General features: G+C 60.5%; 13 protein-coding genes and 2 tRNA genes. 14 read left to right on the forward strand and 1 reads right to left on the reverse strand.

Annotated elements, in window-relative coordinates:
• Window positions 1-30 precede the first annotated feature (30 nt).
• The 3 genes from carB to D906_RS09105 are packed head-to-tail and all read left to right on the forward strand — an operon-like array spanning window position 31 to window position 4158.
• Complete coding sequence (gene carB / locus D906_RS09095; protein WP_019098158.1) at window positions 31-3252, forward strand: carbamoyl-phosphate synthase large subunit; 3222 nt, start codon at window positions 31-33, stop codon at window positions 3250-3252.
• A complete protein-coding gene (gene greA / locus D906_RS09100; RefSeq protein ID WP_016712090.1) occupies window positions 3249-3731 on the forward strand; it encodes a transcription elongation factor GreA in 483 nt (160 codons plus the stop codon). Before carB ends, greA begins: the two co-directional genes overlap by 4 nt.
• Window positions 3709-4158 carry an MFS transporter gene (locus tag D906_RS09105; RefSeq protein WP_081741845.1) on the forward strand — a complete coding sequence of 150 codons (450 nt, stop codon included), beginning with the start codon at window positions 3709-3711 and terminating at the stop codon, window positions 4156-4158. The genes greA and D906_RS09105 overlap by 23 nt, the downstream gene beginning before the upstream one ends.
• 12 nt (window positions 4159-4170) lie before the next feature.
• Here D906_RS09105 and yhbY read toward each other — a convergent pair whose 3' ends face one another.
• A complete protein-coding gene (gene yhbY / locus D906_RS09110; protein ID WP_003249945.1) occupies window positions 4171-4479 on the reverse strand; it encodes a ribosome assembly RNA-binding protein YhbY in 309 nt (102 codons plus the stop codon).
• A 102-nt stretch (window positions 4480-4581) separates the two neighbouring features.
• On the opposite strand from yhbY, the gene rlmE reads away from it, so the two are divergent.
• The 11 genes from rlmE (at window position 4582) to infB (ending at window position 15739) form a co-directional block, all read left to right on the forward strand.
• On the forward strand, window positions 4582-5208 hold the full coding sequence (gene rlmE, locus D906_RS09115) for a 23S rRNA (uridine(2552)-2'-O)-methyltransferase RlmE (protein ID WP_012274251.1): 627 nt from the start codon (window positions 4582-4584) through the stop codon (window positions 5206-5208).
• A gap of 203 nt (window positions 5209-5411) precedes the next feature.
• Window positions 5412-7316 carry an ATP-dependent zinc metalloprotease FtsH gene (gene ftsH, locus D906_RS09120; protein WP_016712088.1) on the forward strand — a complete coding sequence of 635 codons (1905 nt, stop codon included), beginning with the start codon at window positions 5412-5414 and terminating at the stop codon, window positions 7314-7316.
• An 8-nt stretch (window positions 7317-7324) separates the two neighbouring features.
• The gene (gene folP / locus D906_RS09125; protein ID WP_019098157.1) at window positions 7325-8176 is read left to right on the forward strand and encodes a dihydropteroate synthase; all 852 of its coding nucleotides are present in this window, start codon (window positions 7325-7327) and stop codon (window positions 8174-8176) included.
• Between the two features lie 16 nt (window positions 8177-8192).
• On the forward strand, window positions 8193-9533 hold the full coding sequence (gene glmM / locus D906_RS09130; RefSeq protein ID WP_019098156.1) for a phosphoglucosamine mutase: 1341 nt from the start codon (window positions 8193-8195) through the stop codon (window positions 9531-9533).
• Between the two features lie 65 nt (window positions 9534-9598).
• The gene (gene tpiA / locus D906_RS09135; RefSeq protein WP_016712085.1) at window positions 9599-10354 is read left to right on the forward strand and encodes a triose-phosphate isomerase; all 756 of its coding nucleotides are present in this window, start codon (window positions 9599-9601) and stop codon (window positions 10352-10354) included.
• Window positions 10355-10358: 4 nt separating this feature from the next.
• A complete protein-coding gene (gene secG / locus D906_RS09140; RefSeq protein WP_016712084.1) occupies window positions 10359-10757 on the forward strand; it encodes a preprotein translocase subunit SecG in 399 nt (132 codons plus the stop codon).
• A gap of 21 nt (window positions 10758-10778) precedes the next feature.
• A tRNA-Leu gene (locus D906_RS09145) sits at window positions 10779-10864 on the forward strand.
• Between the two features lie 100 nt (window positions 10865-10964).
• Window positions 10965-11041 (forward strand) — tRNA-Met (locus tag D906_RS09150).
• 130 nt (window positions 11042-11171) lie between these two features.
• On the forward strand, window positions 11172-11630 hold the full coding sequence (gene rimP / locus D906_RS09155) for a ribosome maturation factor RimP (protein ID WP_009685348.1): 459 nt from the start codon (window positions 11172-11174) through the stop codon (window positions 11628-11630).
• A gap of 59 nt (window positions 11631-11689) precedes the next feature.
• Window positions 11690-13171, forward strand: coding sequence for a transcription termination factor NusA (gene nusA / locus D906_RS09160; protein ID WP_009685349.1), 1482 nt, complete (start codon window positions 11690-11692; stop codon window positions 13169-13171).
• Window positions 13172-13198: 27 nt separating this feature from the next.
• Complete coding sequence (gene infB / locus D906_RS09165) at window positions 13199-15739, forward strand: translation initiation factor IF-2 (RefSeq protein WP_019098155.1); 2541 nt, start codon at window positions 13199-13201, stop codon at window positions 15737-15739.
• Window positions 15740-15748 lie beyond the last annotated feature (9 nt).

Here is a 15748-nt window from a genome sequence, read left to right on the forward strand (position 1 = left end):
GCCGACTGACCCCGGATTTGAGTGACAACCATGCCAAAACGTACAGACATCAAAAGCATCCTGATTCTCGGCGCTGGCCCGATCGTGATCGGCCAGGCCTGCGAATTCGACTACTCCGGCGCCCAGGCTTGTAAAGCCCTGCGCGAGGAAGGTTTCCGCGTCATCCTGGTGAACTCCAACCCAGCCACCATCATGACCGACCCGGCCATGGCCGACGCCACCTACATCGAGCCGATCAAATGGCAGTCGGTGGCCAAGATCATCGAGAAAGAGCGCCCGGACGCCGTCCTGCCGACCATGGGTGGCCAGACCGCACTGAACTGCGCCCTGGACCTGGAGCGCCACGGCGTTCTGGAGAAGTTCGGCGTAGAGATGATCGGTGCCAACGCCGACACCATCGACAAGGCCGAAGACCGTTCGCGCTTCGACAAGGCCATGAAGGACATCGGCCTGGAGTGCCCGCGCTCCGGTATCGCCCACAGCATGGAAGAGGCCAATGCGGTCCTCGAGAAGCTGGGCTTCCCATGCATCATCCGCCCATCGTTCACCATGGGCGGTACGGGTGGTGGTATCGCCTACAACCGTGAAGAGTTCGAAGAAATCTGCACCCGTGGTCTGGACCTGTCGCCGACCAAAGAGCTGCTGATCGACGAATCGCTGATCGGCTGGAAAGAGTACGAGATGGAAGTGGTCCGTGACAAAAAGGACAACTGCATCATCGTCTGCTCGATCGAGAACTTCGACCCGATGGGCGTGCACACCGGTGACTCGATCACCGTTGCTCCGGCACAGACCCTGACCGACAAGGAATACCAGATCATGCGCAACGCCTCGCTGGCGGTGCTGCGTGAAATCGGTGTTGAGACCGGCGGTTCCAACGTGCAGTTCGGTATCTGCCCGAACACCGGCCGCATGGTCGTGATCGAGATGAACCCGCGTGTGTCGCGTTCCTCGGCACTGGCCTCCAAGGCTACCGGCTTCCCGATCGCCAAGATCGCTGCCAAGCTGGCCATTGGTTACACCCTCGACGAACTGCAGAACGACATCACCGGCGGCCGCACCCCGGCGTCCTTCGAGCCGTCGATCGACTACGTCGTCACCAAGCTGCCACGCTTCGCCTTCGAGAAATTCCCGAAAGCCGACGCCCGCCTGACCACCCAGATGAAGTCTGTGGGTGAAGTCATGGCCATCGGCCGTACCTTCCAGGAATCCCTGCAGAAAGCCCTGCGCGGCCTGGAAGTCGGTGCCTGCGGCCTCGACCCGAAAGTCGACCTGGCCAGCCCGGAAGCTGCCAGCATCCTCAAGCGCGAGCTGACTGTGCCGGGTGCCGAGCGTATCTGGTACGTGGCTGACGCCATGCGTTCCGGCATGACCATCGAGGAAATCTTCGAGCTGACCGGCATCGACCTGTGGTTCCTGGTGCAGATGGAAGACCTCATCAAGGAAGAAGAGAAGGTCAAGACCCTGGCGCTGTCGGCGATCGACAAGGACTACATGCTGCGCCTCAAGCGCAAGGGCTTCTCGGACCAGCGTCTGGCCAAGCTGCTGGGCATCACCGACAAGAACCTGCGCCGTCACCGCCACAAGCTGGAAGTGTTCCCGGTGTACAAGCGCGTCGACACCTGCGCCGCCGAGTTCGCCACCGACACCGCCTACCTGTACTCCACCTACGAGGAAGAGTGCGAGGCCAACCCGTCGACCCGCGACAAGATCATGATCCTGGGTGGTGGCCCGAACCGTATCGGTCAAGGTATCGAGTTCGACTACTGCTGCGTACACGCTGCACTGGCGCTGCGTGAAGACGGTTACGAGACCATCATGGTCAACTGCAACCCGGAAACCGTCTCCACCGACTACGACACCTCCGACCGCCTGTACTTCGAGCCGCTGACCCTGGAAGACGTGCTGGAAGTTTGCCGCGTCGAGAAGCCGAAAGGCGTGATCGTGCACTACGGCGGCCAGACGCCGCTGAAACTGGCCCGTGCCCTGGAAGAAGCCGGCGTACCGATCATCGGTACCAGCCCGGACGCCATCGACCGCGCCGAAGACCGTGAGCGCTTCCAGCAGATGGTTCAGCGCCTGAACCTGCTGCAGCCGCCAAACGCCACCGTACGCAGCGAAGAAGAAGCCATCAGCGCTGCTGGCAGCATCGGTTACCCGCTGGTGGTGCGCCCGTCGTACGTACTGGGTGGCCGCGCCATGGAAATCGTCTACGAACTGGACGAGCTCAAGCGCTACCTGCGTGAAGCCGTACAGGTGTCCAACGACAGCCCGGTACTGCTCGACCACTTCCTCAACTGCGCCATCGAGATGGACGTGGACGCCGTGTGCGACGGTACCGATGTGGTGATCGGCGCAATCATGCAGCACATCGAGCAGGCCGGCGTTCACTCCGGTGACTCGGCGTGCTCGCTGCCACCTTACTCGCTGAGCAAGGAAGTGCAGGACGAAGTTCGCGTACAGGTCAAGAAAATGGCCCTGGAGCTGGGCGTCGTCGGCCTGATGAACGTGCAGCTGGCCCTGCAAGGCGACAAAATCTACGTGATCGAAGTCAACCCGCGCGCCTCGCGTACCGTGCCGTTCGTGTCCAAGTGCATCGGCACTTCCCTGGCCATGATCGCCGCCCGCGTGATGGCTGGCAAAACCCTGAAAGAGCTGGGCTTCACCCAGGAAATCATCCCGAACTTCTACAGCGTCAAGGAAGCCGTCTTCCCGTTCGCCAAGTTCCCAGGGGTTGACCCGATCCTCGGCCCTGAGATGAAATCGACCGGTGAAGTCATGGGCGTGGGTGACAGCTTCGGTGAAGCCTTCGCCAAGGCCCAGATGGGTGCCAGCGAAGTGCTGCCGACCGGCGGTACCGCGTTCATCAGCGTGCGTGACGACGACAAGCCACAAGTGGCTGGCGTTGCCCGCGACCTGATCGCCCTGGGCTTCGAAGTGGTTGCAACTGCTGGCACCGCCAAGGTTATCGAAGCGGCTGGCCTGAAAGTGCGCCGTGTGAACAAGGTGACCGAAGGTCGCCCGCACGTGGTCGACATGATCAAGAACGACGAAGTGTCGCTGATCATCAACACCACCGAAGGCCGCCAGTCGATCGCCGATTCCTACTCGATTCGTCGCAATGCGCTGCAGCACAAGATTTACTGCACCACTACCATTGCGGCCGGTGAAGCCATCTGCGAAGCGCTGAAGTTTGGTCCGGAAAAGACCGTTCGTCGCTTGCAAGATCTGCATGCAGGACTGAAAGCATGAGCATTACCAAGTACCCGATGACCGTCCAGGGCGCTCGCGCCCTGGAAGAGGAGCACCTGTTCCTGAGCAAGACCGAGCGCCCGCGCCTGAGCCAGGCAATCGGCGAAGCGCGCGAACTGGGTGACCTCAAGGAAAACGCCGAATACCATGCAGCCCGCGAAGAGCAGGGCATGGTCGAAGCGCGTATCCGCGATATCGAAGGCCGCCTGCAGAACTCGGTGGTGATCGACGTGACCACCATCCCCCACACCGGCAAGGTCATCTTCGGCACCACCGTAGATCTGGAAAACACCGAGACCGGTGACCAGGTGACCTACCAGATCGTTGGCGAGGACGAAGCCGACATCAAGAAGGGCAAGCTCTCGGCCGGCGCGCCGATTGCCCGTGCCATCATCGGCAAGGAAGAAGGTGATATTGTCGTCGTCAAGACGCCTAGTGGCACGGTCGAGTACGAGATTGTCGAAGTCAAGCACATCTGACCGGCGCCTGCGGGCGCCATCCCTCGAGGGGATCCTCTGGCAGCTGGCCCAGGTTTTCTGGGTCGGCGGCCTTTGGGTGTTTCACGTGGGGCTGGTGCCTGCGCTGAAGGTCAGTGGCCTGGCGCCGCTGCTGGTGCAGGATATCGCCGGGCAGATCGACCGCTGGTTGATCGGTGTGGCGTTGCTTGGCTTGTTGACCCAGCTGGCAGTGCTGGCAAGGGTGGACGGCCTGGCGGCCTGGTGGCGGCAGTTCCGTGGCCAGATGCTGTTGCTCGGCTTCGGCGCCTGCGTGGGGTACTACACCTTGCGCTACGGTATTTCCGTGGGCGAGCGCTGGCAGATGTTCTGCTTCCTGGTACTGGGCTTTTCCGGCATCGTGCAGGTGGCCCAGCCGGTGCCGGTCAGGGCGCGTTCGCCGCGCCACTGACCGGAGCCACCGCTACTTGTAGCGGTGGATGTTGGACAGCTGCTTGTTCGGCTGTGGATTCTTGCGGTAGATCAGGGCCTTCTTGCCAATGGTCTGCACCAGCTCGGCACGGCCAGCCTTGCACAGCTCGGCAATGGTTTCGGCGCGTTCTTCGCGGTCTTCCGAGCGAATCTCGACCTTGATCAGTTCATGGTCGACCAGCGCGCGTTCCAGTTCGGCGATGACGCCTTCATTCAAACCGTTGCCAGCAACGATCAGGACCGGCTTCAGGTCATGACCAATGGACTTGTATTGCTTCTTCTGCTCGTTATTGAGCGGCATAATCTGACCCTTTCCGTCTGATTCTGTAAAATTGACGGGCATTTTACCCGAGGGCCACCGGCTCCGCCCAGTCAATCACGACGCATATCATCGAGGTGCCCCGTGGTACAACGTTCCAAAAGCAGCGCAAACTGGCTGCGAGAGCATTTCAACGATCCTTTTGTGAAGCAGGCGCAGAAGGATGGCTACCGCTCGCGTGCGAGCTACAAACTGCTTGAGATCCAGGAAAAGGACCGCCTGATCCGCCCAGGCATGAGCGTAATCGACCTCGGTGCGGCCCCGGGGGGCTGGTCGCAGGTGACCAGTCGTCTGATTGGTGGTCAGGGCCGGCTGATCGCGTCCGACATCCTGGAAATGGACTCGATCGCCGACGTGACCTTCATCCAGGGCGATTTCACCCACGACGAAGTCCTGCAGCGCATTCTCGAAGCGGTCGGTGATTCGCACGTAGACCTTGTGATTTCCGACATGGCCCCCAATATGAGTGGTACGCCTGCGGTGGACATACCGCGCGCCATGTTCCTCTGCGAGCTGGCCCTCGATCTGGCGACCCGCGTGCTCAAGCCCGGCGGCGACTTCCTGATCAAGATTTTCCAGGGCGAAGGTTTTGACGTGTACCTGAAGGACGTGCGCAGCAAGTTCGACAAGGTGCAGATGCGCAAGCCGTCGTCGTCGCGGGACCGTTCCCGTGAGCAGTACCTGTTGGGCAGGGGCTTCAAAGGGGCGTGAAAGGTGTGAAGCGGGGTGGCCGATAGTTAATTCCAATCGGCCACTGCGTCAGGATTGTCCGAACTTCGTGTAGTCTAGCTTTCACAAAGGGTTACAGACGGTGCCTGCGGCTGCGTGGGTAATGTAGTAAGTTAGGGCGATGAATATCATGCGAGGCACGGCTGCGTCGTGCGCCGGCCTCAGAGGGTAGCGAATTGAACGACATGGCAAAGAATCTGATCCTGTGGTTGATCATCGCAGCTGTCCTGGTGACAGTGATGAACAACTTCTCCAGCCCTAACGAGCCGCAGACCCTCAACTACTCCGACTTCATCCAGCAGGTCAAGGATGGCAAGGTCGAGCGTGTGACCGTCGACGGCTACATCATTACCGGCAAGCGCGCCGACGGCGACAACTTCAAGACCGTGCGCCCGGCCATTACCGACAATGGTCTGATCGGTGACCTGGTCGATAACCACGTCATCATCGAAGGCAAGCAGCCTGAGCAGCAGAGCATCTGGACGCAATTGCTGGTGGCGAGCTTCCCGATCCTGGTCATCATTGCCGTGTTCATGTTCTTCATGCGCCAGATGCAAGGCGGTGCGGGCGGCAAGGGTGGGCCGATGAGCTTTGGCAAGAGCAAGGCGCGCCTGCTGTCCGAAGACCAGGTCAAGACTACGCTGGCCGATGTTGCCGGCTGCGACGAGGCCAAGGAAGAGGTTGGCGAGCTGGTCGAGTTCCTGCGTGATCCGGGCAAATTCCAGCGTCTGGGTGGCCGCATCCCGCGCGGTGTGCTGATGGTTGGTCCGCCAGGTACCGGTAAGACCCTGCTGGCCAAGGCAATTGCCGGCGAAGCGAAAGTACCGTTCTTCACCATTTCCGGTTCGGACTTCGTGGAAATGTTCGTAGGTGTCGGTGCCAGCCGTGTGCGCGACATGTTCGAGCAAGCCAAGAAGCATGCTCCGTGCATTATCTTCATCGACGAGATCGACGCTGTGGGTCGCCACCGTGGCGCCGGCATGGGCGGTGGTCACGACGAGCGTGAACAAACCCTCAACCAGCTGCTGGTAGAGATGGACGGCTTCGAGATGAACGATGGCATCATCGTCATCGCTGCTACCAACCGACCGGACGTACTCGACCCGGCGCTGCTTCGTCCTGGCCGTTTCGACCGCCAGGTGGTGGTAGGTCTGCCAGACATCCGCGGTCGCGAACAGATCCTCAAGGTGCACATGCGCAAGGTGCCGGTCGGCGAAAACGTCAACCCGGCGGTCATTGCCCGTGGTACCCCCGGTTTCTCCGGTGCCGACCTGGCCAACCTGGTCAACGAAGCCTCGCTGTTTGCCGCACGCTCCAACAAGCGCCTGGTCGAAATGAAAGAGTTCGAGCTGGCCAAGGACAAGATCATGATGGGCGCCGAGCGCAAGACCATGGTCATGTCCGAGAAAGAAAAGCGCAACACGGCCTACCATGAGGCTGGCCACGCCATTGTTGGTCGCCTGGTGCCTGAGCACGACCCGGTCTACAAGGTTTCCATCATTCCGCGCGGTCGCGCCCTGGGTGTGACCATGTTCCTGCCGGAAGAAGACCGCTACAGCCTGTCCAAGCGTGCGCTGATCAGCCAGATCTGCTCGCTGTACGGTGGCCGTATCGCCGAAGAGATGACCTTGGGCTTCGATGGCGTCACGACCGGCGCGTCCAACGACATCATGCGTGCCAGCCAGATCGCGCGTAACATGGTCACCAAATGGGGCCTGTCCGAGAAGCTCGGGCCGCTGATGTACGCAGAAGAAGAGGGTGAGGTGTTCCTCGGTCGTAGCGCCGGCAGCCAGCACGCCAGTGTTTCTGGCGAGACTGCCAAGCTGATCGACTCCGAGGTGCGCAGCATCATCGATCAGTGCTATGCCACAGCCAAGCAGCTGCTGGTCGACAACCGCGACAAGCTCGAAGCGATGACCGAAGCGCTGATGAAGTATGAGACCATCGATGCCGATCAGATCGACGACATCATGGCTGGGCGTACGCCGCGCGAACCGCGTGACTGGGACGATGACAAGGATTCGGGTACGCCTGCGGCCCAGAATGACCGTCCGGAATCGCCAATCGGCGGCCCAGCAGCTCAACACTAAGGGCATCTATGAGCTCAGTGCAGTACCCGACCCGGTTGCCTTGCGGCAACCGGGTTCTTGATTTGTCGCGTACCCATGTCATGGGTATTCTCAATATCACCCCCGATTCCTTTTCCGATGGCGGACGCTTCAGTCAGCGTGACGAGGCTCTGCGCCATGCGGAGGCAATGGTCGCCGCCGGCGCCACGCTGATCGACATCGGTGGCGAGTCCACGCGCCCTGGTGCGCGGGCGGTATCGGTCACTGAGGAGTTGGAGCGTGTCGCGCCGATGGTCGAGGCAATCAACAGCCGCCTCGATGTGGTCATCTCGGTCGACACTTCTACGCCTGCCGTCATCCGTGAATCGGCCCGTCTCGGTGCCGGGCTCATCAATGACGTGCGCGCCCTGGAGCGCGATGGGGCTCTGGACGCTGCGGCGGATACCGGCCTGCCGGTGTGCCTCATGCACATGCGTGGCGAGCCGGGTAACATGCAGGACGACCCGCATTACGATGATGTGACCGCTGACGTTACGCGCTATCTTGAGCAGCGGATGGCCGCCTGTGCGGCGGTGGGCATCGACGCAAACAGAATCATCCTTGACCCGGGCTTTGGTTTCGCCAAGACACTGGCGCACAACCTGAGCCTGTTCAAGCACATGGAAGCGCTCTATCGCCTTGGGCGCCCGCTGCTGGTGGGCGTTTCACGAAAGAGCATGATCGGCCTGACGCTGGAACGTCCGGTCGGCGAGCGGTTGTACGGCAGCCTTGCGCTGGCGGCGTTGGCCATGACCAAGGGGGCGAGCATCCTTCGTGTCCATGACGTGGCTGAAACTGTCGATGTGGTGCGCATGATTGCTGCGGTACAAAACGCCGAATAAGAACATTGGAGTCCCTATGAGCAGAAAATACTTTGGTACCGACGGCATTCGTGGCCGCGTCGGCGAATACCCGATCACGCCTGACTTCATGCTGAAGCTGGGTTGGGCGGCCGGCATGGCCTTCCGCAAGCAAGGCCATTGCCGGGTGCTGGTGGGCAAGGACACGCGTATCTCCGGCTACATGTTCGAGTCTGCACTCGAAGCCGGTCTGGCCGCGGCAGGTGCCGACGTCATGCTGCTGGGGCCAATGCCTACGCCGGCCATCGCCTATCTGACGCGCACGTTCCATGCCCAGGCTGGCATTGTCATCAGTGCCTCGCACAACCCGCACGAAGACAACGGCATCAAGTTCTTCTCGGGCCAGGGCACCAAGCTGCCAGACGAAGTCGAGCTGATGATCGAAGAGCTGCTCGACCAGCCGATGACCGTGGTCGACTCGGGCAAGTTGGGCAAGGTTTCGCGCATCAACGACGCTGCCGGCCGTTATATCGAGTTCTGCAAGAGCAGCGTACCCACGGGTACTGGCTTTGAAGGCCTCAAGCTGGTGGTCGATTGCGCCCACGGTGCCACCTACAAGGTTGCGCCGAGCGTGTTCCGTGAGTTGGGTGCCGACGTGACCGTGCTGCATGCGCAGCCGGATGGCCTTAACATCAACGAAGGTTGCGGCTCGACGCACATCGAATCGCTGCAGGCCGCCGTGCTGGTGGGGCATGCCGACCTCGGTATCGCCTTCGACGGAGACGGCGATCGCGTGTTGATGGTCGACCACACCGGCGCCATCGTCGATGGTGACGAGTTGCTGTTCATCATCGCCCGGGATCTGCGCGACCGCGGCAAGCTGCAGGGCGGGGTAGTGGGCACGCTGATGAGCAACCTGGGCCTGGAGCTGGCGCTGAAGGACCTGGATATACCGTTCGTGCGGGCCAAGGTCGGTGACCGTTACGTCATGTCCGAGCTGCTTGAGCGTGAGTGGCTGGTCGGTGGTGAAAACTCCGGCCACGTCGTGTGCTGCAACCACACCACTACCGGTGATGCGATCATCGCCGCGCTGCAGGTGCTGATGGCGCTCAAGCGCCGTGGCGAAACCCTTGCCCAGGCCCGCCAGGCCCTGCGCAAGTGCCCGCAGGTGCTGATCAACGTGCGCTTCGGCGCTAGCAAGGTCGACCCGCTGGAGCACCCGGCTGTCAAGGAAGCCAGTGCCAAGGTGACCGAGGCGTTGGCTGGCCGTGGTCGTGTGCTGTTGCGCAAATCCGGTACCGAGCCGCTGGTTCGGGTCATGGTCGAGGGCGAGGACGAAAACCAGGTGCGGATGCACGCTGAAGCGCTGGCCAAACTGGTCGGCGAAGTTTGTGTCTGAAGGCGCTTGCCAGCGCAGATCTGGTTGGGTAAGATCTGCGCCCACTTTGACCGACGAGGTAAAGCATGCGTCGCCCTATGGTAGCTGGTAACTGGAAGATGCACGGTACCCGCGCTAGCGTCGCTGAGCTGACCAAAGGCTTGAGTAATCTCGCCTTGCCGAGCGGAGTGGAAGTCGCGGTATTTCCGCCGGCCTTGTTCATCAATCAAGTGATTGATGGCCTGGCAGGTAAAGAAATTACTGTTGGCGCACAGAATTCTGCTGTACAACCCGAACAGGGTGCGCTGACCGGGGAAGTTGCTCCCGAGCAGCTGGTTGAAGCGGGTTGCAAGTTGGTGTTGATTGGTCATTCGGAGCGTCGCCAGATCATTGGTGAAACCGACGAAGTGCTCAATCGCAAGTTTGCAGCAGCGCAGGCCAAAGGTTTGAAGCCAGTGCTTTGCATCGGGGAAACCCTTGAAGAGCGCGAGGCTGGCAAGACGCTTGAAGTTGTCGGGCGTCAACTAAGCAGTATCATCGAAGCATTCGGTGTTAAGGCTTTTGCCAATGCAGTAATTGCCTATGAGCCTGTATGGGCCATCGGCACTGGCCTGACGGCCACGCCTCAGCAGGCCCAGGATGTGCATGCCGCCATCCGCGGCCAGCTGGCGGCAGAAGATGCTGAAGTGGCTGCGAAGGTGCAGTTGCTCTACGGCGGCAGCGTGAAGGCGGCCAATGCGGCCGAACTGTTCGGCATGCCGGATATCGATGGGGGTCTCATTGGTGGGGCTTCCCTGAACGCAGACGAATTCGGTGCAATTTGTCGCGCCGCAGGAAACTGAACAAATGCTGGAAACAGTCATCGTTGTTTTTCATCTGTTGGCAGCGCTGTCGCTAGTAGTGCTGGTTCTGTTGCAACAGGGTAAGGGTGCTGAAGCAGGTGCATCTTTCGGCGCGGGTGCCTCAAACACCGTGTTCGGAAGCCAGGGCTCTGCAACGTTCCTAAGTAAATTAACTGCTATACTCGCTGCCACTTTCTTTTTGACAGCACTTGGGTTAGGATACTTCGCGAAGCAACAAGCTCACCAGCTTAGCCAAGCAGGTCTTCCAGATCCAGCAGTGCTAGAAGTGAAAGAGCCGCAAAAACCGGCAGTTAATGATGATGTACCGGTGCTCCAGCAGCAGAAGAGTGAAACCACCAGCAACTCGGGTGATGTACCTCCTCCGGCACAAGAGCAGAAGTAACGGGTTTCAAGTAGTAGTATTGCCGAGGTGGTGGAATTGGTAGACACGCAACCTTGAGGTGGTTGTGCCCATAGGGTGTAGGGGTTCGAGTCCCCTTCTCGGTACCAATTAAAGCTTGAGAGCCCGCTTTAGCGGGCTTTCTTGCAGGTGAAGGTTCTGATTTGACCCTCAACAGGGTTCGGTCTTATACTTTTGCCCCAGCTTTGTCGCGGGGTGGAGCAGCTTGGTAGCTCGTCGGGCTCATAACCCGAAGGTCGTTGGTTCAAATCCAGCCCCCGCAACCAGCTTCAGCGGAGCCCCTTTTCAGGGGCTTTTTGCTAACCGAACAGTTTTCGGCGTCGTTGTCCAACGGCGCTTTCAGGGATGGGCGCTTTGCCCATTTTTTATTTGCACAGCATGCACGAGGGGGTTCAGGTGTCGAGCAAGCTAGAACAGTTGCAGGCCTTGTTGGCCCCGGTTGTCGAGGGTCTGGGCTATCAGTGCTGGGGGATCGAGTTCGTTTCCCAGGGTAAGCATTCGGTACTGCGCATCTACATCGACAAGGAAGGTGGCATCCTGGTGGACGACTGCGAAGCGGTCAGCCGTCAGGCCAGCGCAATCCTCGATGTGGAAGATCCAATCAGCAGTGAGTACACCCTCGAGGTGTCTTCTCCAGGCATGGATCGCCCACTGTTCACTCTGGAACAGTTTGCCTCGCATGCCGGCGAACAAGTGAAGATCAAGCTGCGCTCACCCTTCGAGGGTCGTCGTAACTTCCAGGGCCTTCTCCGCGGTGTGGAGGAGCAGGATGTGGTGGTCCAGGTGGACAACCAGGAGTTCCTGTTGCCGATCGACTCGATCGACAAGGCCAATATTATTCCCAGTTTTGACTGAGACGTGCCGGGCCCGGTGAACTGTCCGGGCCCAATGGCTTGCGCAAGGCGAGGCGTACGATGAGCAAAGAAGTACTGCTGGTTGTTGAATCGGTATCCAACGAAAAAGGTGTACCGCCCGGCGTCATTTTCGAAGCGCTGGAAGTGGCCCTGGCCACTGCAACCAAAAAACGTTTTGAAGACGAAGTCGACCTGCGTGTGGAAATCAACCGCCACACCGGTAGCTACGAGACTTTCCGTCGCTGGACCGTGGTCGACGAAGCTGATCTTGATGATCCGGCAATCGAGACCTGGCTGGACAAGATCAAGGACACCCACCCTGAAGCCAAGGTCGGTGACGTGATCGAGGAGAAGATCGAGTCCATCGAGTTCGGTCGTATCGCCGCCCAGACCGCCAAGCAGGTCATCGTGCAGAAGGTACGTGAGGCCGAGCGTGCGCAGGTGGTCGATGCTTACCGTGAGCGCGTGGGCGAGATCATCTCCGGCACCGTCAAAAAGGTTACCCGCGACAACGTGATCGTTGACCTGGGCAACAACGCCGAGGCCCTGCTGGCCCGCGAAGACATCATTCCGCGCGAAACCTTCCGTGTTGGTGTGCGCCTGCGTGCGCTGCTCAAGGAAATTCGCACCGAAAACCGTGGCCCACAGCTGATCCTGTCGCGCACCGCGCCGCAGATGCTGATCGAGCTTTTCCGCATTGAAGTGCCGGAAATTGCCGAGGGCCTGATCGAAGTCATGGCTGCTTCCCGTGATCCGGGTTCGCGAGCCAAGATCGCCGTCCGCTCCAAGGACAAGCGCATCGACCCGCAAGGCGCCTGCATCGGCATGCGTGGTTCGCGCGTCCAGGCCGTATCCGGGGAGCTGGGTGGTGAGCGTGTGGATATCGTCCTGTGGGACGATAACCCGGCGCAGTTCGTCATCAACGCCATGTCGCCGGCTGAAGTCGCGGCGATCATCGTTGATGAAGATGCCCATGCCATGGACATCGCCGTCGCCGAGGACAACCTGGCTCAGGCCATTGGCCGTGGTGGTCAGAACGTTCGCCTGGCCAGTCAGCTGACCGGCTGGACCCTGAACGTGATGACCGAGAAGGACATCCAGGCCAAGCAGCAGGCCGAAACCGGTGACATCCTGCGCAATTTCATCGATGAGCTGGAAGTCGACGAGGAGCTGGCCCAAGTGCTGGTCGACGAAGGCTTCACCAGCCTCGAAGAAATTGCCTACGTACCGTTGGAAGAAATGCTCAACATCGATGGCTTTGACGAAGATATCGTCAATGAGCTCCGCGCTCGAGCCAAGGACCGTTTGTTGACCAAGGCCATCGCTACCGAAGAAAAACTGGCAGACGCCCACCCGGCCGAAGACCTGCTCTCCCTTGAGGGCATGGACAAGGACCTGGCGGCTGAACTGGCGGTGCGCGGCGTGGTTAACCGCGAAGACCTGGCCGAGCAGTCGATCGACGATCTGCTCGACATCGACGGCATCGACGAAGAGCGTGCCGGCAAGTTGATCATGGCCGCCCGAGCCCATTGGTTCGAGTAATTAGGCGCGGCCTGAGGAGAGAAGTGCATGACGCAAGTCACGGTGAAAGAACTGGCCCAAGAGGTCGAGGCACCGGTAGAGCGCCTGCTGCAGCAGATGCGTGAGGCAGGTCTGCCGCACACCGACGCCGGTCAGGTAGTGACCGACAATGAGAAGCAGACCCTGCTGACTCATTTGAAGAGCAGCCACAAAAGCAAGGCGGAAGAACCGCGCAAGATTACCTTGCAGCGCAAAACCACCAGTACGCTGCGTGTCGCCGGTAGCAAGAGCATCAGCGTAGAAGTACGCAAGAAGAAAGTATTCGTGCAGCGCAGCCCTGAAGAAATTCAGGCTGAGCAGAAGCGTGAGCTGGATGAGCGCCGCGCGGCTGAAAATGCCGCTCGCGACAAGGTCGAGGCCGAAGTTCGCCAGCGCAACGAAGAGCAGGCTCGCCGTCAGGCCGCCGAAGCTGCTGTATCCGCACCTGCGCCAGCCGCCAAGCCTGAGCCGGCGCCTGCCGCTGCTCCGGCCCCGGTAGTCGCCGACGCCCCGGCGTCCGAAGACGCCGCAGCCCGTGCTGCCGAGCGCAAGAAGGACGAAGCCCGTCGCAACGAAGGCCGTACCCGTGACGAAGACCGTCGTGGCGGCGAGCGTCGTGGCGAAGCCCCGCGCGTGTCGATCAAGGTCAAGGTCAAGGAGAAGGAAAAGGCTCCGACTCCACGTGCCGCACCGCGCACCACCGATGAAGAAAGCGATGGCGTACGCCGTGGCCGCGGTGGCAAGAGCAAACTGAAGAAGCGCAATCAGCATGGCTTCCAGAACCCGACTGGCCCCATCATCCGTGATGTGACCATCGGCGAGACCATCACGGTCTCTGAACTGGCCAACCAGATGTCCGTCAAGGGCGCTGAAGTCGTCAAGTTCATGTTCAAGCTGGGCACCCCGGTTACCATCAACCAGGTGCTCGACCAGGAAACCGCTCAGCTGATCGCGGAAGAGCTGGGCCACAAGGTCACCCTGGTCAGCGATACCGCACTGGAAGACTCCCTGGCCGAATCGCTCAAGTTCGAAGGCCAGACCGAGTCGCGTGCACCGGTCGTTACTGTGATGGGTCACGTTGACCACGGTAAGACCTCGCTGCTCGACTACATCCGTCGTGCCAAGGTGGCTGCTGGCGAAGCCGGTGGTATTACCCAGCACATCGGTGCGTACCACGTGGAAACCGACCGTGGCATGGTCACCTTCCTCGACACCCCTGGCCACGCCGCGTTTACCGCCATGCGTGCCCGTGGTGCCAAGGCCACCGACATCGTCATCCTGGTGGTGGCGGCGGACGACGGCGTGATGCCGCAAACCCGCGAAGCGGTTCAGCATGCCAAGGCAGCTGGCGTTCCGCTGGTGGTTGCAGTGAACAAGATCGACAAGCCGGGTGCCGACCTCGATCGCATCCGCAACGAGCTGGCCGTCGAAGGCGTTACCTCCGAGGACTGGGGTGGTGACACGCCGTTCGTCAAGGTCTCGGCGAAGATGGGTACCGGTGTCGACGAACTGCTCGAAGCCGTCCTGCTGCAGGCCGAGATTCTCGAACTGACCGCTACCCCGACCGCTCCAGGTCGTGGCGTGGTCGTTGAATCGCGCCTGGACAAGGGCCGCGGCCCGGTGGCGACCATCCTGGTTCAGGACGGTACCCTGCGTCAGGGCGACATGGTCCTGTGTGGTTCCAACTATGGCCGCGTGCGCGCCATGCTCGACGAGAACGGCAAGCCTGTGAAGGAAGCCGGCCCGTCGATCCCGGTCGAAATCCTCGGCCTGGACGGTACTCCGGAAGCCGGTGACGAGCTGTCCGTGGTTGCCGACGAGAAGAAAGCCCGCGAAGTTGCCCTGTTCCGTCAAGGCAAGTACCGCGAGGTCAAGCTGGCCCGTGCTCACGCCGGCAAGCTGGAAAACATCTTCGAGACCATGGGTCAGGAAGAGAAGAAGACCCTCAACATCGTCCTCAAGACCGACGTGCGTGGTTCCCTGGAAGCACTGCAGGGCTCGCTCGGCAGCCTGGGCAACGACGAAGTTCAGGTGCGCGTGATTGGTGGCGGCGTCGGTGGTATCACCGAAAGCGATGCCAACCTGGCGCTGGCTTCGAATGCAGTACTGTTCGGCTTCAACGTGCGTGCCGATGCCGGCGCGCGCAAGATCGTCGAGCAGGAAGGTCTGGATATGCGTTACTACAACGTGATCTACGACATCATCGAAGACGTCAAGAAGGCCCTGACCGGTATGCTGGGCAGCGATGTTCGCGAGAACATCCTGGGCGTTGCCGAAGTACGTGACGTGTTCCGTTCGCCGAAGTTCGGCGCCATCGCTGGCTGTATGGTCATCGAGGGTACCGTGTACCGCAACCGTCCGATCCGCGTACTGCGCGAAGACGTTGTGATCTTCGAAGGCGAGCTGGAATCGCTGCGTCGCTTCAAGGACGATGCCGCCGAAGTGCGTAACGGCATGGAGTGCGGTATTGGCGTCAAGAGCTACAACGACGTCAAGGTCGGCGACAAGATCGAAGTCTTCGAGAAAGTCCAGGTTGCTCGTACCCTCTAAGGGTGAGCT

This window comes from Pseudomonas sp. LAIL14HWK12:I1, assembly GCF_003202095.1.
Classification (GTDB): domain Bacteria; phylum Pseudomonadota; class Gammaproteobacteria; order Pseudomonadales; family Pseudomonadaceae; genus Aquipseudomonas; species Aquipseudomonas monteilii.

What these genes read in the sequence shown, in the direction of transcription:
- carB (WP_019098158.1), top strand. Translation starts at nt 31, where the DNA reads ATGCCAAAACGTACAGACATCAAAAGCATCCTGATTCTCGGCGCTGGC.
- folP (WP_019098157.1), top strand. Translation starts at nt 7,325, where the DNA reads ATGAGCTCAGTGCAGTACCCGACCCGGTTGCCTTGCGGCAACCGGGTT.
- nusA (WP_009685349.1), top strand. Translation starts at nt 11,690, where the DNA reads ATGAGCAAAGAAGTACTGCTGGTTGTTGAATCGGTATCCAACGAAAAA.
- yhbY (WP_003249945.1), bottom strand. Translation starts at nt 4,479, where the DNA reads ATGCCGCTCAATAACGAGCAGAAGAAGCAATACAAGTCCATTGGTCAT.
- glmM (WP_019098156.1), top strand. Translation starts at nt 8,193, where the DNA reads ATGAGCAGAAAATACTTTGGTACCGACGGCATTCGTGGCCGCGTCGGC.
- ftsH (WP_016712088.1), top strand. Translation starts at nt 5,412, where the DNA reads ATGGCAAAGAATCTGATCCTGTGGTTGATCATCGCAGCTGTCCTGGTG.
- infB (WP_019098155.1), top strand. Translation starts at nt 13,199, where the DNA reads ATGACGCAAGTCACGGTGAAAGAACTGGCCCAAGAGGTCGAGGCACCG.
- secG (WP_016712084.1), top strand. Translation starts at nt 10,359, where the DNA reads ATGCTGGAAACAGTCATCGTTGTTTTTCATCTGTTGGCAGCGCTGTCG.
- greA (WP_016712090.1), top strand. Translation starts at nt 3,249, where the DNA reads ATGAGCATTACCAAGTACCCGATGACCGTCCAGGGCGCTCGCGCCCTG.
- tpiA (WP_016712085.1), top strand. Translation starts at nt 9,599, where the DNA reads ATGCGTCGCCCTATGGTAGCTGGTAACTGGAAGATGCACGGTACCCGC.